This is a genomic window from Novosphingobium sp., from assembly GCF_965214355.1.
GTDB lineage: Bacteria > Pseudomonadota > Alphaproteobacteria > Sphingomonadales > Sphingomonadaceae > Novosphingobium.
Window position 1 is genome coordinate 1,599,531 of sequence record NZ_CBDCBI010000002.1, and the last position, 18,172, is coordinate 1,617,702.

Annotated in this window: 12 protein-coding genes; 4 read left to right on the top strand and 8 right to left on the bottom strand. The window is 64.8% G+C overall.

The features are described from left to right. Positions 1–35: 35 nt before the first annotated feature. The 3 genes from atpA to ACOOE2_RS07865 form a co-directional block, all read right to left on the bottom strand. Entirely contained in the window at positions 36–1,565 is a 1,530-nt protein-coding gene (gene atpA, locus ACOOE2_RS07855) for a F0F1 ATP synthase subunit alpha (RefSeq protein ID WP_420382460.1), read from the bottom strand. Positions 1,566–1,620: 55 nt separating this feature from the next. Next, positions 1,621–2,175, bottom strand: coding sequence for a F0F1 ATP synthase subunit delta (locus ACOOE2_RS07860; protein WP_420382461.1), 555 nt, complete (start codon positions 2,173–2,175; stop codon positions 1,621–1,623). Between the two features lie 205 nt (positions 2,176–2,380). Beyond that, a complete protein-coding gene (locus ACOOE2_RS07865) occupies positions 2,381–3,937 on the bottom strand; it encodes a S1 family peptidase (protein WP_420382462.1) in 1,557 nt (518 codons plus the stop codon). Positions 3,938–4,044: 107 nt separating this feature from the next. On the opposite strand from ACOOE2_RS07865, the gene ACOOE2_RS07870 reads away from it, so the two are divergent. Continuing rightward, positions 4,045–5,076 (top strand): bifunctional transcriptional activator/DNA repair enzyme AdaA, encoded by a 1,032-nt coding sequence (locus tag ACOOE2_RS07870; protein ID WP_420382463.1) that lies wholly within the window; start codon positions 4,045–4,047, stop codon positions 5,074–5,076. A gap of 188 nt (positions 5,077–5,264) precedes the next feature. Here ACOOE2_RS07870 and ACOOE2_RS07875 read toward each other — a convergent pair whose 3' ends face one another. The 5 genes from ACOOE2_RS07875 to ACOOE2_RS07895 all read right to left on the bottom strand — a co-directional run bounded on the left by ACOOE2_RS07875 (position 5,265) and on the right by ACOOE2_RS07895 (position 14,824). After that, positions 5,265–6,824 (bottom strand): cryptochrome/photolyase family protein, encoded by a 1,560-nt coding sequence (locus ACOOE2_RS07875; protein ID WP_420382464.1) that lies wholly within the window; start codon positions 6,822–6,824, stop codon positions 5,265–5,267. Positions 6,825–7,081: 257 nt separating this feature from the next. Beyond that, positions 7,082–8,302: a GAF domain-containing sensor histidine kinase gene (locus tag ACOOE2_RS07880; RefSeq protein WP_420382465.1), complete on the bottom strand. Its 1,221-nt coding sequence runs from the start codon at positions 8,300–8,302 to the stop codon at positions 7,082–7,084. Between the two features lie 54 nt (positions 8,303–8,356). Further along, complete coding sequence (locus tag ACOOE2_RS07885) at positions 8,357–9,055, bottom strand: TetR/AcrR family transcriptional regulator (protein ID WP_420382466.1); 699 nt, start codon at positions 9,053–9,055, stop codon at positions 8,357–8,359. A gap of 13 nt (positions 9,056–9,068) precedes the next feature. After that, positions 9,069–12,488, bottom strand: coding sequence for a TonB-dependent receptor domain-containing protein (locus ACOOE2_RS07890; RefSeq protein WP_420382467.1), 3,420 nt, complete (start codon positions 12,486–12,488; stop codon positions 9,069–9,071). A 128-nt stretch (positions 12,489–12,616) separates the two neighbouring features. Next, positions 12,617–14,824 carry a primosomal protein N' gene (locus ACOOE2_RS07895; protein WP_420382468.1) on the bottom strand — a complete coding sequence of 736 codons (2,208 nt, stop codon included), beginning with the start codon at positions 14,822–14,824 and terminating at the stop codon, positions 12,617–12,619. 56 nt (positions 14,825–14,880) lie between these two features. On the opposite strand from ACOOE2_RS07895, the gene ACOOE2_RS07900 reads away from it, so the two are divergent. The 3 genes from ACOOE2_RS07900 to cobT all read left to right on the top strand — a co-directional run bounded on the left by ACOOE2_RS07900 (position 14,881) and on the right by cobT (position 18,125). Beyond that, positions 14,881–15,537, top strand: a complete 657-nt coding sequence (locus tag ACOOE2_RS07900) for a DUF4197 family protein (RefSeq protein ID WP_420382469.1) — start codon at positions 14,881–14,883, stop codon at positions 15,535–15,537. A 96-nt stretch (positions 15,538–15,633) separates the two neighbouring features. Further along, entirely contained in the window at positions 15,634–16,287 is a 654-nt protein-coding gene (fsa, locus tag ACOOE2_RS07905) for a fructose-6-phosphate aldolase (RefSeq protein WP_420382470.1), read from the top strand. Positions 16,288–16,307: 20 nt separating this feature from the next. Further along, positions 16,308–18,125, top strand: a complete 1,818-nt coding sequence (gene cobT / locus ACOOE2_RS07910; protein WP_420382471.1) for a cobaltochelatase subunit CobT — start codon at positions 16,308–16,310, stop codon at positions 18,123–18,125. Positions 18,126–18,172 lie beyond the last annotated feature (47 nt).

An 18,172-nucleotide genomic window follows, 5' to 3' on the forward strand; every position in this document is an offset into this window, starting at 1 on the left:
GCAGGGCGCCTTAGAAGCGCCCTGCAAGTGATTGATTAGGCGAACTGTTTGCCGAACGTCTCGAGCGCGGCCTTGACTTTCGCCTTGACGCCGTCGCCCAGATCCTTGGTGTCGCGGATTTCCTTGAGCACGTCGGCATGGTTGGCGTGCATGAAGCTGAGCATTTCTTCTTCGTAATTCACTACGTCCTTGACCGGGACAGCATCGAGATAGCCGTTGGTGCCGGCAAAGATCACCACGGTCTGTTCCTCGAACGCCAGCGGCGAAAACTGCGCCTGCTTGAGCAACTCGGTCAGGCGCGAGCCACGGTTGAGCAGTTTCTGCGTCGAGGCATCGAGATCGGAACCGAATTGCGCAAACGCCGCCATTTCGCGGTACTGCGCCAGCTCCAGCTTGATCGAGCCGGACACCTTTTTCATCGCCTTGGTCTGCGCGGCCGAGCCGACGCGGCTGACCGACAGGCCGACGTTGATCGCCGGACGCACACCCTGGTAGAACAGGCCGGTTTCGAGGAAGATCTGGCCATCGGTGATCGAGATCACGTTGGTCGGGATATACGCCGAAACGTCGCCGGCCTGCGTTTCGATGATCGGCAGCGCGGTCAGCGAACCCGAACCGTTGTCCTTGTTCATCTTCGCGGCGCGCTCGAGCAGGCGGCTGTGCAGGTAGAACACGTCGCCCGGATACGCTTCGCGGCCCGGCGGGCGGCGCAGCAGCAGCGACATCTGGCGATAGGCCACGGCCTGCTTCGACAGATCGTCATAGACGATGACCGCGTGCATGCCGTTGTCGCGGAAGAATTCGCCCATCGTGCAACCGGTGTAGGGCGCCAGGTACTGCAGCGGCGCAGGCTCCGACGCCGTGGCGGCGACGACGATCGAGTATTCCATCGCGCCGTTTTCTTCGAGCTGGCGCACGATCTGCGCAACCGTCGAACGCTTCTGGCCGACCGCGACATAGATGCAGTACAGCTTCTTGCCTTCGTCGGTGCCGCCGTTGGCTTCCTTCTGGTTGATGAAGGTGTCGATCGCGACGGCAGTCTTGCCGGTCTGGCGATCGCCGATGATCAATTCGCGCTGGCCCCGGCCGATCGGCACGAGCGCGTCGATAGCCTTGAGCCCGGTCTGCACCGGCTCGTGCACCGAGGTGCGCGGGATGATGCCCGGCGCCTTGATTTCGACGCGGCGGCGTTCGGTGTACTCGATCGGGCCCTTGCCATCGATCGGGTTGCCCAGCGCATCGACGACGCGGCCGAGCAGGCCCTTGCCGATCGGCACGTCGACGATCGTGCCGGTGCGGCGCACGACGTCGCCTTCCTTGATGTCGCTGTCGGTGCCGAAGATCACGACGCCGACATTGTCGGCCTCAAGATTGAGCGCCATCCCTTTGATGCCGTTCGAAAATTCGACCATTTCGCCGGCCTGGACCTGATCCAGCCCATAGATGCGGGCAATACCATCGCCGACCGACAGCACCGAACCGACTTCCGAAACTTTGGCTTCGGTGCCGAAACTGGCGATCTGGTCCTTGATGACCCGGGAAATTTCAGCAGCGCGGATTTCCATGTTCTGCCTTTCTGAGACAGGTAAAATGATCAGGCCCTGGCGGGCCGGAAATGGATCAGGCCTTCATGACCTGGGCAAGCGAATTGAGACGGGTACGGATCGAGCTGTCCACCATCTGGCTGCCGATCTGAACGACCAGGCCGCCCAGGATCGCCGGATCGACATGCGTGCGCAACGTGACCGCACGGCCTTCGCGCTGCGCCAGCTTCGCCGACAGTTCGGTCAGCTGGTCAGGCAGCAGCGGATGCGCGGTGGTGACATCGGCCGTGACCTCACCGCGCGCATCGGCGGCGATTGCGCGAAACGCGGCGATCACGCCGGGCAGGCTGGCCAGGCGGCGGTTTGCCGCCAGCACACCGAGAAAGTTCGTCGTCAGCGGATTGAGCGATGCAACATCGCCGACCGCCTTGACCGCATGTTCGGCGGCGTCACGCGAAACCTGCGGGTCGTGCAGCAATTGCGCGAATTCGGGCGAATCGGCAATGGCCGTCGTCAGCCCGTCGAAATCGCCTTCAATGGTCGCGACCGAGCCCTGTGAGCTGGCAAGATCGTACAACGCCGAAGCGTATCGCCCTGCCAGGCTGGCCGTAATGCCGCCGGATATTCCCACGCGCGATAGTCCCCAGTTAGAATGCAGGTCGTGACAGCCGCATTGCGAATGCGCCTTGTGTATCGACTTGTGACCGGGGCGCGCCTAGCAACCCCACGTTCGTATGACAAGATGCCAACTGGCAAGTGTGTCCGCCGATTGTGCAGACGTATGCGCGTTGGCGCCGCGAAACAAGCCGGCCCGACGTCCGATCCATGGATTTGCGTTATTTGACGGACTGGCAGGTATAGCGCATCCGCTCGTTCGGCTCGGCGGGCAACATCGCCTTGATCGCGCCCTGGCTTTCGCCGAACTGGCGGGCGACCGCCTCGCTGGCGCCGCATTGCGGGATGGACATTTTTTGCCGTTCGCTGCGCGCGCGGGTCATGTCGTTGATGCCCATCAGAAATCGCTCGAGCGTGTAGGTGTGCGTTGCGGGGTCATAATGCGTCAGCGAAATCGTATCCTCGCCATTCGGCACCAGCACACGAGACCAGCCGTCGCCCGCCAGCCCGTATTGCGCGCGCGAATTGACACAGCCGTCCGCGCTCCATGTCAGCGGGATATCGGTAATGTCGGAGACGGTCACGCGGCTGCGGCGCGGATCGAGCACACAGATCAGCTTGTGCGTGGCAGCGTCCGCTTTTGCGCCGGATTCCACCGGGGGAATGCCGCTCGCATCGATTTCGGCCATGTGGTCCTTGGCGCGTTCGTCGATCGCGCGCAGCGGCGGGCGCAGCACCCAGACAAACAGCGCCGCGATCACGAATACGGCGGCGAGGCCAAGCCCAAGCCGCCCGAACCGCGGTTTTGCGCGCTGGACAAAGCCGAACGTCGCCGCCCCGATTGCCGCGACCAGCAGCAGTGCCGCTACCGCCAGGCCGTTGTCGCGTTCGGACAACACGTCGAGTTCGGCATTGCGGCGCGCAGTGTCGAGTTCGTGATCGCGCGCGGTGCTGCGCGCGGCGGATTGCGCGGCGACGCGCACCTGGTCGTCGGCGGCGCGCTGGGTATCGGCGCGATCGAGATCGGCGATCGAGGTGCAGGGCAGGCCGGCGAGATGCGGAACGACATGCGCGAACTTCAGAAACGGTTCGAGCTCATGCATCGAAATCGCGAAAAAGAAGGATGAATCCGTGCCGTTGCTGCTCACCGTGCCAAAGCTGTTGACGCCAAGCACGCGGCCGCATGTATCGAGCAGCGGCCCGCCCGAATTGCCCGCACCCAGCTGCGCGGTGTGCAGGATCGTATCGAACTGTTTCGAAGACCGCCCCGATGAAACCTGGCCATACGTCTTTACGGTATCCTGCGGCTTGACCAGATCGCCCGAATTGAGCCCTTGCGCCGCATCGACATTGCCCGGGTAGCCAACTGCCGCGATCTGCATGCCGTCCGGCACGACGCCGGCAAACAGCGTCAGCGGGGCGAGCGCAGCGTGATTGCCCAGTTGCAGCAGCGCCAGATCGTTGGCGGCCGAATAGGCAACGATATGCGCGGGATAACTGTCACGGCCCTGCGAAGGGATCACGCCGATCAGCACGTTGCCGTCGCCATGCGCGTCCTCGACCACGTGGGCATTGGTCACGACCATGTCGGGTGCGACGGCAAAGCCCGAACCGTGACCGAGCATCGACACGCCGGTCCAGCCATTGCGCACCAGCACGACGCGCACCACGCCCCGGCTGGCGGCGGCAATGTCGGCCGGATCGGCCACGGCTGGTTGCGCCAGGCCGAGCAGCGCGGCCAATGCGATGAACAGAGAGGTGAAGCGAAAGCTGCGCATGCGACTGCTCTTGCCCGTCCCGGGATTTGATCGCAAGGCGCGGGATGCATTGTCATGCGGTGGCGCGCAAAAGGACGCGACGCCAGGCAACCGCGATGGAGCACCCGATGACCGAAGTTGCAACGACCGACGAACAGGCCTGGGCCGCGGTCCAGGCGCGCGATCGCGCCTTTGACGGGCGGTTCGTGACCGGCGTGCTGACCACGGGAATCTATTGCCGTCCGTCATGCGCGGCGCGGCATCCCCGGCGCGAAAATGTCCGCTTTTTCAGCGATGGCGCGCAGGCGCAGGCGCAAGGTCTGCGCCCCTGCCGGCGTTGCCGACCCGACGATCTGGCGCGCGACGAACGCGCGATCCTGACCGCGATCGCCGCGATCCGTGATGCGGGCGAGGCGCTGTCGCTTGGCGAACTGGCGCTGTCGGCCGGATACAGCCCGACGCATTTTCAACGCCTGTTTACCCGTCACACCGGCCTGTCGCCGGCAGGCTACGCCCGCGCGCTGCGTGCGGAACGCGCCGCGCAGGCGCTGAGCGAGGCTGCCACCGTGACCGAGGCGATCTACGACGCCGGCTTTTCGGGCCCCTCTCGGTTTTATGCCGCCAGCGACGGGCGGCTGGGCATGGCCGCATCGGCATGGGTCGATGGCGGGCGCGGCGCGGAAATCCACTGGGCGGTCGTGCCGACCAGCATGGGCCCGCTGCTCGTCGCGGCGACAGACAAGGGCGTCTGCCGGCTGTCGTTTGCCGAAGATGGCGCGGCGCTTGGCCAGCGGTTTCCCAGGGCGACGCTGATCGAGGGCGGCGACAGCTTTGCCGCGCTGCTGGCGGATGTTGTCGCGGCGGTCGAATCGCCCGGCACCGGTGATCACATCCCGATCGATGTGCGCGGCACTGTGTTTCAAGAGGCGGTGTGGCAGGCGTTGCGCGCGATCCCGCCGGGCGAAACGCGCAGCTATGCAGCGATAGCGGCCAGCATCGGGTACCCCCGGGCTGTACGCGCCGCGGGCAGCGCCAATGGTGCCAACCACGTCGCGGTGCTGATCCCGTGCCACCGCGTGATCCGCGCCGACGGCAAGCTGGGCGGTTATGCCTATGGCGAGGATATCAAACGCGAATTGCTGGCCCGCGAACGCGCCTAAATCCTCCCCGGAACGGGGAGGGGGACCACGCCCAAGTCTTTTTTGGGCAGTGGTGGAGGGGCGGTGCCTCTGGGCGAAACCTGGCGATGGGACACCCATGAACAGCGCCTCATGGTAAAGTCGGCGCTTGTGGCCCGGCCCCTCCACCACCCTGCGGGCGGTCCCCCTCCCCGTTCCGGGGAGGATTGTCAGGCGCGCGCCCACCCGGGCGCCGCCGGTTCCAGCGTCATCAGGAACGCCTCGGCGCTTGCCAGTGTGTCGGCGCGTTTGTCTTCGCTCATCCGGCGCCATGTCGCATAGGCTGTCGCCAGGCGCGGGTTGCGCCCGAGCCGCGACGCGTTGCGATCGAGAAAATGCCAGTACAGCGCGTTGAACGGGCACGCCTGCGGACCGGTCTTGAGCTTCACCTTGTAAGCGCAATCGCCGCAATAATCGCTCATCCGCGAAATGTACGCGCCGCTCGCCGCATAAGGCTTTGACGCCAGCCGCCCGCCATCGGCATGCAGCGCCATGCCTGCAACATTGGGCAATTCGACCCATTCGTAGGCATCGGCATAGACCGCCAGGAACCAGTCGGCGACCTGGGCCGGATCGAGCCCTGACAGCAACGCAAAGTTGCCCATCACCATCAGGCGCTGGATATGGTGCGCATAGGCATTGTCGCGCGTTGCGCGCACGGTCTGCGCGATACAGCGCATCGGCGTGTCACCCGTCCACCAGAATTCGGGCACGGGCCGCGTGGCGTTCAATTCATTGGCACTGGCCATGCCGGGCATATCGAGCCAGTACATCCCCCGGATATATTCGCGCCAGCCGATGATCTGGCGGATAAAGCCTTCGACCGCAGCCAGCGGCGCGCGACCTTCGCGGTATTCCGCCTCTGCGCGCCGGCACACCTCGACCGGGTCGAGCAGCCCGCAATTGATCGCAGGCGACAGCAGCGCATGGAACATCGTGTCATGATCGCTCAGCATCGCATCCTGCCACTGGCCGAACAGCGGCAGCCGCTCCGCCAGGAACCGTTCGAGCAACGCTTGCGCATCGGCGCGCATGACCGGCCAGCCGAAATGATCGAGACTGCCGAAATGGTGACCGAACCGTGCGCGCACCAGGTCGATCACGTCGCGCGTGATCGCATCGGGCACGAAGGTCATCGGCGCCGGCGGGTTCAGCCCCGGCGGCGGGCCAGAGCGGTTCTCGGGATCGAAGTTCCATCGCCCGCCGGCGGGGTCGTCGCCGTCCATCAACAGCCCGGTGCGCCGGCGCATGTCGCGGTAAAACCATTCCATCCGCAATTCGCGGCGCGGCGCTGCCCAGGCATAGAAATCGGGCAAGGGACACACGAACCGCGTATCGCCGAGCACCCGCACGCGCAGCCCGCTTGCCTCGGCCCAGCCATCCATCATCCGCCGCACCCGCCATTCGCCGGGCTCGGTCACCTGGATCCCGCGCGCATCGTGGCGCTTTGCGGCGCGCAACACTTCATCGGTGAACGTGCCGGTGTTGGCGCGATCATCGAGCGCAATGTAATCGACACGCCAGCCGCCCGCGCGCAATTCGTCGGCAAAATGGCGCATCGCGGACAGGATGAGCGCGATCTTGGCCTGGTGGTGGCGGACGTAGCCGGTCTCTTCGGCCACCTCCATCATCAGCACCACGGTATCATCGGACTTGCGATCGGCGAGGCTGGAGATCGCTGGGGTTAGTTGGTCGCCCAGGATCGGGACAAGGACCGGGCGCTTCGTCATGCATCTGTGATATTGCGCAAGGGGCGGGGCGGTTCAACCTGTTCTTCGGGCCGGGGTGCACTTCTGGTCCACCCGGCTTGCGTCAACTGCACAACATCAACCCGGCTCCCGGCCTTGATCCGGGATCAGGCGTTCTTTTGGGCGCGAGCGAGAAAGAACAAGAACAAGCTTAAGCCCGGATCAAGTCCGGGCAGACGAAAAAACGGGGGAAGGGACAAAAGAGCGAGCGTGGGAACAGGACGCAGCCTGTACCGCGCTCAGGCGCCGCGCAGTGGCACCCGGAAAATGAACGCGGTCTCGTTTGCATCCGATGTTGCGGTCAATGTCCCGCCGTGCGCCCTGGCGATTTCGGAGGCGATATACAGCCCCAGGCCCAGCCCCTGCAGGCTGGGGCGGACTTCGCCGCGGGCGAACGGGGCGAACAGCTTCCGCATCGCTTCGGGCGGTATCGGGTCGCCCTGGTTGATCGTGCGCAGTTCGAAATGAGCGGCATCGATCGTGGCGATCGCGCGGATCGGCGCATCGGACGCGCCGTGTGTCAGCGCGTTGCCCAGCAGGTTTGAAAACAGCTGACCGATGCGCACAGGATCGCAGTCGATCATGCCCGGCACGTCCAGCTGCGCGTTGATCACGCGGTCGGGCGAACTCACGCGCAGTTCGTTGATCACCTGGCGCAGCACGGGCTCGATCGCCACCGAACAGCGTTCCAGCGTGATGCCGCCGCCGAGGCGGCCGCGCGCAAAATCCATTACATTGTCGATCAGGCCGCCCATGCGTTCAACGGTCTGATGGACCATGGCAAGGACTGCGTTGCCCCGCTCGGTCAGTTTTTCGCGCTCGAGATAACGCACCGCGCCGCTGATCCCGGCAAGCGGATTGCGCAGATCGTGGCCGAGCACCGCGATGAACTGTTCGCGCAAGGCCGATGTCTGCTGTTCGCCGATCAGGTCGGTGGTCTTTGCTGCCAGTTGCTGATGCGTTTCGATATTCTGCGCGATCAACTTCGCAAACAGTCTGAACATGCCGATCACATGCGGCTGGCTGACATGCGCGGGACGCGGGTCGATCGCGCACAGTGTTCCGAAAAAATGACCATCGGACAGGACGATCGGCATCGAGATATAGCTTTTCAGCCCGTAAAGCGCCGGCGTGTGATGCCCGGCATAAACCGGATCGGCATCGACATCGTCGATCACCACGATTTCGCGATGCTCGCGGATTTCATGGCAGATTGTGGTTGTTATATCGAGTTCGCCGCCGGCCTGAAGCCCGAATTCGATCGTATCCCTGACGCTGCACGCAATCCAGCGGTCTTCGGTCACGCGCGCGACAGCGGCAAATCCCATGCCCGTCGCCTGGCACACGACTTCCAGGATCGACGGAACCGTACCAATGCTGTTGATCAGGCCGACGGCGTCGCCGTACGAGTCGGGCGAAGTTTCAGACGGCGCCAGGATATAAGGCATGATCGATGACATGCGCCGCTTTGTAATGCGCCTTTGCGGTGCCGACAATCCCGATCGAGGGCGCGTTCATTTGTGATCATTCCGATACGACGCCAACAGCCGCTCGCGATCGATATTGCCGTCCTCGGGCTCGGGATCGCCGCGCATCGCCGGCTCCATGATGGCCAGCGCGCAGACGATCAGGCGGTCCGCGAGCGTAGCGGTCGGCGTACCGCAGGTGTTGGCGTAATGCCACGACGCGGTTTCAAGGCAATAGGTGGTCATGCACAGTTCGAACAGCGCCGCATCGCTCCACGGCGAGCCCAGCGTCTTGAGCAGATCGACCGTATCATCGGTGATATAGATCGCATGCAACGTATCGATCCGGCGGATTTCCGGAATCATGAAGCCCGCGCTAGCCAGGCTGATATCGAAATCGGTGCTGCGTTCGGCACCTTTGAGCACTTCGATGTACGTGCGCACCGCGGCGCGCCAGTCATCGCCGCGCTGGAAGGTCACCCGGATTTCGTTACCGATCGCGCGAACCTGGCGGATCTTGTCTTCATAGACCTTGCAGACGATCGCTTCCTTGTTGGGAAACAGGCGATAGACCGTGCCCACCGCCATGCCCGACTGGCGCGCGACTGCCGCTGTGCTCAATCCGTCGATACCCTCGGTTTTCAGGATATGATGGGCTGCATCGAGCACCGCCTGCAACGTGCGCGCCCCGCGCGGCTGGACCGGCGTGGCGCGTGGTTCGAGATTGCGCGGCGCGGCTTTGTTCACCCGCGCAGCGGTGTCATGGTTTGGCCAGGGTGTAAACCAGCTTGCCCCGGAACCAGGTCTTGAGCACGCGGGTCGTGCCGATGGCGTCTGCCTTGCCGGCGCGTTCCAGCGCGAACACATCCTGGTCGATCACGATGAAATCGGCCGATTTGCCCATGGTCAGCGATCCGAATTCGCGGTCGCGTCCCATCGCGCGTGCGCCGTCGATGGTATACGCCTGCAAGGCTTCGTGCAGGGTGATGTGTTGGCCGATACTCGCTGCCGGCTCGCCCGGGACCGCACGCGTGATCGCCAATTGCATGTTGACGAACGGTTGCGGATCGGGCGTGTTGACAGGGGCATCGGACCCGGCAACCAGAATACCCCCCGCATCGCGCGTTTCGCGCACGGGATAGAATTCGTGCTCGTACTTGAACGCCGGATCGTGGAATGCCTTGTATCCGGTGCCCGTCACATGTTCGAAAAACGGGATCGTCACCAGGTCATAGTCGGGGTCGGCGTTGGCCCAGCTGTACGTATAGGCCAGGAACAGGTGATCGCGCCCGATCCGCGCCACATCCTCAGGCGTGACCAGTTGGAGATGCGCGATCGTGTCGGGGGTGTGATCATTGCCGTCGGCCGCGCGCGCGCCTTCGATCGCATCGATCGCGGTGCGGACGGCCGCATCGCTGATCGCGTGGATATGCAGCGTAAACCCGGCAAGATGCGCGGCTTTCGCGTAATCGAGAATCACCTGGCGATCGTGCTGCAATTGCCCCTGCGACAGCGCGCATTGCGCCGGCAGATAGCCGTGCGCCCTGGCAAAGCCCGCACCATCGGCATAGCGCGCCGGATTGGCGCGCACGTCGGCGCATAGCGTCGATGCGGTATCGACATAACCCGTCACCATCAGCTTGCCATCGGGACCGGGCCCGAAGGTCGGTTGAAGGTACGGCGTCAGCTTTGGCGCATCGGGCAGCGCGGGCGGGGTGGCATAAGGATTGGCCTCCAGCACGCCATCGGCAAAGATTTTCAGCGCTTCGGCGCGGATCAGATCGTCGCCGGCGAATTTGGTGCGGTACGATTTGGCCAGTGTGATCACGGCCGGATAGTCGATCGCGCCCGCCGCATTGCGGAATGCTTCAGGGTTGTAAAGCTGCATCAGATTGGCGCGAAAGGTCATCAGGCCCGATTTGCGCAGCAGCTCGTAATACGGCACGGTCGCTGGCACGACCAGCGCGTCCTGCACCGCGGTTATCCCCGATTTCGCCAGCCGTTCGGACACTTTTTCGGGATGTTTCATCAGCGCATTCAGGCTGACCGTGATCAGATCGGGCGAATCCATCATGTCGCGTGCGTCTTCGTTGACCGTGCCATCGGGTTCGCCTGCGGCATCCACGCCGATGATCTTGCTTTGCGCGGCAAACACGGTGGCCAGCGTCGCCTTGCTGAACCCGATCGCTTTGCCTGCGGGCGTGTGCGCCCTGGCCAGCGCCACACTGTTGTACGCGCCGTGATGCCCGTCATTGCCGAGCAGCGTCACCGGAAGATCGCGGCTCGCGCGATCGAGCGCGGCGCGCAGGTTTGGCGTTTGTGCGTCGGGCTCATTGCCCTTCGAAAAATTCCACCCCGTCACGGCAAGCCATTCGCCGTGCTTGATCCCGAAGCGATGGATGCAGTCCTGAACGAACGGTGCCAGGTCTTTCAGCGCGATCAGCTTGGTCTTGGCGCCCAGTTCATAGCTCCACAGGCTGTCCGATTTGTAGGTGTCGGGCACCCTGGCATAGCCCTGCGCCCCGATGTCGCAGAAATCGGACAGCGGCGCGTTCGATCCGCCGATGCGATAGCCTTTGGCCGCGATGGCATAATATAGCGTCTTGTCGGTCTGGTACGATACGCCGAATTTGGGCGTGACCGGCGTTTCGGTGGTCGATGTGCGCGGGCCAACGACCGTGGCACCGACGAACGGCCCGGTGGCATAGCTCTGCCCGATGAACGTCGCGCGCGCCACGCGCAGCCCGGCGGTCAGTTTCAGCGCATCGGTCAGGTGATAGTTGACCTCGCCAAACGCGGCGATCTGACGATCGCGCCCTTGCGAGTTGGCGACAAGCGAATACGTGTTGGCGATCAGCGCCTGGCCCAGCAGGTCCGCAGGCGGCCCGCCGATGACTTCGGCCGTTTTGGGATCGACGATGTTTTCGTATGATCTCTGCTGCGAGGTCGAGGCAAACAGGCCCACTACCCACGACAGCCGCGCGGCCTTGTCCGACGATTGCGCGCGCAACTCCTGCGTCCACGAGGTTTGCACATTGCGCATTTGCGCATACGCGGCGTAGCCGGGATCGCCAGGCACGAAATTGACCATCGGCCCGGTTTGTGCCGGGTTGAAGATCGGGTTGAACACCGCCGGCACCAGCGTTGAATAGTCGTCGATCGCATCATCGACGCGCGCAAAGAACGAGGTGTTGGAAATCACGGTGACGCCCGGCAGGTCAAGCTGTGCGCGCACTGCCGGCAGCACGAAGCGGTCATGATCGGGCTGCGCGAGCGGCTGACCGTTGACCAGTTTGCCGTCCGGTTCGTCCGCGCCTTCCCAGAAGGTGCTGATATCGTGGATCTTGCGATCCTGCAGCAGCACCGAGGGCGCAATCACCAGGTTGGGCGCGGCCTGCCATTTCAGCGCGAACCGGCCGACCACGCTCTGGGCGTGGTTGGCATTGCGCTCGATCGGCGCGGATCCGGTCAGTTCGGGGTTCCGGTCCTGGCGATCGATATAGCCGCCCTCGTGCTGGGTCCAGATGCTGGCGCGAAAGCCCAGGACATCGCGGATGATCGGCGCACCGAAGGCCACGCCGACTTCGCCGCCTGGGTCGCCGCCCTTGGTGGCGGTCAGTTCGGCACGCGCATAGACCGAGGTTTTGGTCAGGCTCGGCTCGGGCGTGATGAACCGCACCGCGCCGCCTTCGGCCCCGCTGCCGAACAGCGTGCCCTGCGGCCCGCGCAGCACTTCGACCCGGTCCAGATCGAACACCAGCGGATACGTGTTGGTCGACGAATAGCCGACGACGCGTGTCTGGACAGGGGTGTCGTCGATGTAGATGCCGGTCGTGGCCGAACCGACTTGCGAACTGATCCCGCGAATGGAGATATCCGCCTGCGAGCCGAAACCGTTGGGATTGAGCGTGAGGCCCGGCGTCATCAGCGCGATATCGGCAACATTCTTGATCCCGCGCCGGTCGAGCGCGGCCTCGTTCAGCGCAGACACGCTGGCCGCGATCTTCGACAGCGGCTCGGCCTGCCGCGTGGCAGTCACGACGATTTCGGCAGGGTCGGATGGCGCCACGACGGTCTTGGCATCATCGGCAGCATGGGCCTGCACCGCGGCAAGACCGATCCAGACGGACGGCATCAGCCGCAATGCCTGTTTGAAACGCGTCCCGAAGTGCGCCGCCATGTCGATTTCCCCCATGAATATGAACCTGACGTCATATTCATGTTTTACCCGAATTATGTCAACGCGGCATTCGCTGCAAAAAACGAACCGCCGGTGCGCATCGCCGGGCGGGGTATGTCCCGCCCCGGTCACACAAAGCTGTAGGGATCGATATCCACCGCGACCCGCACGCCCTGCGGAAATTTCAGCGTGCCAAGCCAGTCGCGCAGGACGGTTTGCAGATCGCTCGACCGCCGCGCATTGACCAGCAGGCGGTAGCGGTGGCGGCCGCGCAAGAGCGACAGCGGTGCGGGCGCCGGGCCCATGATCGCCACGTCGTCGAGCACCGGGCGAGTCCCGCCGATCGCGCGCGCGGCCGCTTTTGCTTCGGCTTCGTCTTCGCTCGACACGATGATCGCGGCCCAGCGGCCGAATGGCGGCGCGCCGGCATCGCGGCGCGCCTCGGTCTCGGCGGCGTAGAACGCATCGCGGTCGCCGCTGGCCAGCGCCGCAATCACCGCCGCATCGGGATGGCGCGTCTGGAGCAGCACTTCGCCCGGTTTTTCGCCGCGACCGGCGCGGCCGGCGACTTGGGCAATCTGCTGATAGGTGCGTTCGGCGGCGCGCAAGTCGCCGCCTTCGAGACCCATGTCCGCATCGATCACACCGACGAGCGTCAGATTGGGGAAATGGAAGCCTTTGGTGACCAGTTGGGTGCCGACGATCACATCGACCCCGCCTTGTGTAGCGATCGCTACGAAATCGGCGGCCTTGGCCGGGCTGTTGAGCGTATCGGATGTCGCCAGGATGACCCGCGCCTCGGGCAGGATCTCGGCCAGCTCGTCGGCGATGCGTTCCACCCCCGGGCCGCAGGCGACCATGCAATCGGGCTCGTGGCATTCGGGGCAGGCAGGCGGCGGGGGCACTTCGTGGCCGCAGTGATGGCATGCCAGCCGGCGCGACAGGCGGTGTTCGACCAGCCAGGCCGAACAGTTGGGGCAACAGAAGCGATAGCCGCAGGCGCGGCACAACGTCAGCGGGGCATAGCCGCGCCGGTTGAGGAACAGCAGGCTCTGTTCGCCGCGTTCGGCACGGTCTTTCAGCGCCTTGACCAGCGGCGGCGCGATCCAGCGGCCACGGTCTGGCTGATGCTCGCGCAAGTCGACGATCTGGATATCGGGCATCAGCGCACCGCCGAAGCGGTCGGGCAGGATCAGGCGTTCATACCGCCCGGCCTCGGCCATCGCCAGGCTTTCCAGCGCGGGTGTGGCGCTGGCCAGCACCACCGGGATCGATTCGAACCGTGCACGCATCACCGCAACATCGCGCGCGTTGTACCGCACGCCGTCGTCCTGCTTGAACGCGATCTCGTGCGCCTCATCGACCACGATCAGGCCCAGATCGGCAAAGGGCAGGAACAGGGCGGACCGTGCGCCGACCACGACTTTGGCGCCGCCCAGTGCAACCTGGCGCCAGGCGCGCCGCCGTTCGGATGCCTTCAGCCCGGAATGCCACGCCACCGGCGGCGCACCGAACCGCGCCTCGAACCGCGCCAGGAAATTCTGCGTCAGCGCGATTTCGGGCAGCAGCACCAGCACCTGGCGACCCATCGCCAGCGCAGCGGCGATCGCCTCGGCATAGACTTCGGTCTTGCCCGAGCCGGTCACGCCATCGAGCAGGAACGGCTGGAACGAGCGGCTTTCGACCTCTGCGATGATCCGTGCCGCCGCTTCGGCCTGGCCGGGATTGAGTGCGGGTACGGCATGGCCCTGGTCTGGCGGCGGATAAGGGCGGTCGCTATCGACCCGCACGGCCTCGAGCAGGCCCGCACCGACCATGCCGCGCAACACTGCATCGGACACACTGGCGATGACCGCCAGTTCGCGGATCGTCGCCTGTGCGCCGTCGAGCCGCTCGATGGCCTGCGCCCGCTGGGATGTGAGGCGTTTGGGCTCTTCGCCGGTTTGCGTCAGGCGATATTCGGTGATCATCCCGCCACCCTGCAGCGCGGCATTGCTCGACAGCGCCATGCGCGCGACCGAGGCCAGCGACGACAGGTAATAATCGGCGGTCCATTCGATCAGCCGCCGCAAGGGCTCGGCCAGCGGCGGCACCGGCAGCACCTGCAACAGCGGGCGCAATTTGGCGATCGGGAAATCCGCGCCTGGCAGGCGCCCTTCGTCCCACACGATCCCCAGGATCTGGCGCGGACCGAGCGGGCACAGCACGACGCTGCCCGGCTCCACCGTCATGCCCGCCGGCACGCGGTAATCGAGCACTTCCAGCACCGGATTGAACACCAGGCAACGGCACCGTGCCGGAACGGGCGTGGGGGGAAAGGTCTTGGCGGCGTTCATGTTTGGCGGGATATAGTGCGCGTGGTGATTTCTACCCAGTGCAAATCGGAGCCGTGATGACGCCTGCAATCCTTTCCCGGCGCGCGACGATCGGCGGCATGGCCGCTTTGCTCGCGGCCTGCGCTGCCTTGCCTCCGCTCAGTGTCGATGAAGCGGTGCGCCGCCTGCTGCGCAAATCGACCGAACGCGCGCTGGCAAAGCTGTATGCGCCTGGCGGGGTGTGGGATCGCTTTGTCATGGGCCTCGATCTGGGCGGCGGTGTGGCCGGCATGGTGTTGCAGCGCGCGCTGATGTCGGACGATTTTCACCGGCGCCTCGATGACTGGGTCCGCCCGATCGCGCTGCGCGCCGCGCACGCCGCCGCCCCGCGCATCGCCGCCGCTGTGAAAACCATGGGCATCGCCAATGCGCGCGCCGTCATGGCCGGCGGCCCGCGCGCCGCGACCGACCTGTTGCGCAGCGAAATGGGCCCGGCCGTGGTCGAGGCGATGGTCCCTGAATTCCGCAATGCGCTGGATACGGTGGGCGATCCGGTCCTGGCGCGGATTTTCGCCGCGCTGCTGCGGGTCGGCGGCGATGCCCTGGCGCAGAAGCTGGCGCACCATGCCGACGACGCGGTGTGGGGCGCGATCGGCGACGAGGAAGCCGCGATCCGCGCCGATCCGACGGCCGGCGGCGATCCGCAACTGGCGGCGTACCTGGCGCATCCGTGATCCTCCCCGTTCCGGGGAGGATTTGCGTGTTCGAGGGGCTTTGCCTATAGGGCTGGCAAGCCTCGGGTGTTGGGGATTACAGCCAGGATACCCATCATGAAATTCTTCGTCGACACCGCCGACACTGCTGACATTGCCGATCTGGCCGCGACCGGGTTGCTCGATGGCGTTACCACCAATCCCAGCCTGATTGCCAAGGCGGGCAAGAATTTCCTCGAAGTCGTGGCCGAGATCTGCACGTTGACGGCAGGGCCGGTCAGCGCCGAAGTGGTCGCGCTCGATCATCCCACGATGATGAAAGAGGCCGAAATCCTGCGCAAGATCGCCGACAATGTCTGCGTGAAGGTGCCACTGACGATCGACGGCCTGAAAACCTGCAAGGCGCTGACGTCGGATGGCACGATGGTCAATGTGACGCTGTGCTTTGCCGCGACGCAGGCGTTGCTGGCGGCCAAGGCGGGGGCGACGTTCATTTCGCCGTTCGTGGGCCGGCTCGACGACAATGGCTATGACGGGATGCAGCTGATCGACGATATCCGCCTGATCTACGACAATTATGACTACACGACCGAAATCCTGGTCGCCTCGATCCGCAACGGCATGCACGTGCTGGAAGCGGCGAAAATCGGCGCCGATGTGATCACCGCGCCGCCGGCGGTGATCAAGGGCCTGTTCAAGCACGTGCTGACCGACAAGGGCATCGAAGGGTTCCTTGCGGACTGGGCCAAGACTGGGCAGAGCATCGGCTGAGCTAGAGGAAGTTTTCAGCCTTGCGTGACGAATCGCCGCTAGACCAGTTCCGCGCCGTGCTGACCGGCACGTCGCGGGCGCTTGCCGATGAGCCCGAGATCGAGGTGGCATGGACTGCCGATGCGCCCGGTCAGGCGGGCGCGTCCTTGCGCGTGCCGATGCCGCCGCGCGCATTGCCCGCGGCGCAAGTGGCGCAGGCGCGCGGCTTTGCCGATTCGATGGCGCTGAAATTGCGGCACCATAACGCCGCACTGCATCAGGCGCGCGCGCCGGGCGAACCGGTGGCGCGCGCGGTCTACGATGCGATCGAACAGGTCCGCTACGAGGCGCTCGGGTCGGACGGATACGCCGGCATCCGCGGCAATATCGGCGCGGCGACCGACATGCGCACGCTGAGCGACCCGATCGCGCGCGCCGCGCGGGCCGAGGACGTGCCGTTGCAGTCCGCGGTGTCGCTGTTGCTGCGCGAGGCGCTGACCGGCCAGCCCGTGCCCGATTCGGCGAAGCTGGGCACCGAGATGGTGCGCAGCTGGATCGCTGGCAAAGCGGGCGACGATTTTGCCGCGCTGGGCGACGCGCTCGGTGACCAGAAAGCGTTTCAGAAACTGGCGCTCGACATGCTCGGGCACCTGGAGCTGACGCTGCCCAGCGACATGCCCGAAACCGATCCCGACGACAGCGGCGAGGACGATCAGCAGGACGAAGGCGAGGACGCGCCCGACGACAGCGAAGGGTCGCAGGACCAGGACCCCAGCGAGGCAGCGGGCGAAAGCAGCGAAGACGGCGAGGACAACGACCAGGACCAGGACCAGTCAGAGGCCGAAGACAGCGCCGATGCCGACATGGCCGACGATGGTGAGGAGGGCATGCTGCCCACGCGGCCCAACCGGCCGTGGACCGACTTTCCCGACGGCTTCGACTACAAGGCCTATACCGAACAGTTCGACGAAGTGATCGCGGCCAGCGACTTGTGCGACGAGGAAGAGCTGACCCGGCTGCGCGCCTATCTCGATGCGCAGATGAAGGGGTTGCAGTCGGTCGTCACGCGGCTGGCCAACCGGTTGCAGCGGCGGCTGATGGCGCAGCAGAACCGGTCGTGGGATTTCGACCAGGAAGAGGGCATCATCGACGCGGCGCGGCTGGCGCGCGTGGTGATTTCGCCTGGGCATTCGCTCAGCTACAAGATCGAGCGCGACATCGAATTCAAGGATACGCTGGTCACGCTGCTGATCGACAATTCGGGGTCGATGCGCGGGCGCCCGATCTCGATCGCGGCGATCAGCGCGGATATCCTGGCGCGCACGCTGGAACGCTGCGGGGTCAAGACCGAAGTGCTCGGCTTTACCACGCGGGCGTGGAAAGGCGGGCAGTCGCGCGAGTCCTGGCTGTTGAGCGGAAAGCAGGCAAATCCCGGCCGTTTGAACGACTTGCGGCATATTGTTTACAAAAAGGCTGATGAGCCGTGGCGCCGTGCGCGCAAGAATCTCGGGCTGATGATGCGCGAGGGGCTGCTCAAGGAAAACATCGACGGCGAGGCGTTGTTGTGGGCGCATGCGCGGTTGCTGGCGCGGCCTGAGGATCGCCGGATTTTGATGGTGATTTCGGACGGTGCGCCGGTGGATGATTCGACGCTGTCGGTGAACAGTGCGGGATATCTGGAACAGCATCTGCGCAAGGTGATCGACTGGATCGAGAAACAGTCGCCGGTGCAACTCGTCGCGATCGGCATCGGACACGATGTCACGCGGTATTATCGGCGTGCGGTGACGATCATGGACGTCGAACAACTGGGCGGCACGATCGTCGAGCAACTGGCAGATCTGTTCGACGACGATTGACGCAAGCTCAACCTCGCGCGGCACGATCCCCTATCCAAGCTTGTCAT

Excerpts from the sequence above, each read along its gene's own strand:
- ACOOE2_RS07865 (WP_420382462.1), bottom strand. The coding sequence starts at position 3,937 with ATGCGCAGCTTTCGCTTCACCTCTCTGTTCATCGCATTGGCCGCGCTG.
- ACOOE2_RS07870 (WP_420382463.1), top strand. The coding sequence starts at position 4,045 with ATGACCGAAGTTGCAACGACCGACGAACAGGCCTGGGCCGCGGTCCAG.
- ACOOE2_RS07900 (WP_420382469.1), top strand. The coding sequence starts at position 14,881 with ATGACGCCTGCAATCCTTTCCCGGCGCGCGACGATCGGCGGCATGGCC.
- ACOOE2_RS07890 (WP_420382467.1), bottom strand. The coding sequence starts at position 12,488 with ATGGCGGCGCACTTCGGGACGCGTTTCAAACAGGCATTGCGGCTGATG.
- atpA (WP_420382460.1), bottom strand. The coding sequence starts at position 1,565 with ATGGAAATCCGCGCTGCTGAAATTTCCCGGGTCATCAAGGACCAGATC.
- fsa (WP_420382470.1), top strand. The coding sequence starts at position 15,634 with ATGAAATTCTTCGTCGACACCGCCGACACTGCTGACATTGCCGATCTG.
- ACOOE2_RS07875 (WP_420382464.1), bottom strand. The coding sequence starts at position 6,824 with ATGACGAAGCGCCCGGTCCTTGTCCCGATCCTGGGCGACCAACTAACC.
- ACOOE2_RS07895 (WP_420382468.1), bottom strand. The coding sequence starts at position 14,824 with ATGAACGCCGCCAAGACCTTTCCCCCCACGCCCGTTCCGGCACGGTGC.
- ACOOE2_RS07880 (WP_420382465.1), bottom strand. The coding sequence starts at position 8,302 with ATGTCATCGATCATGCCTTATATCCTGGCGCCGTCTGAAACTTCGCCC.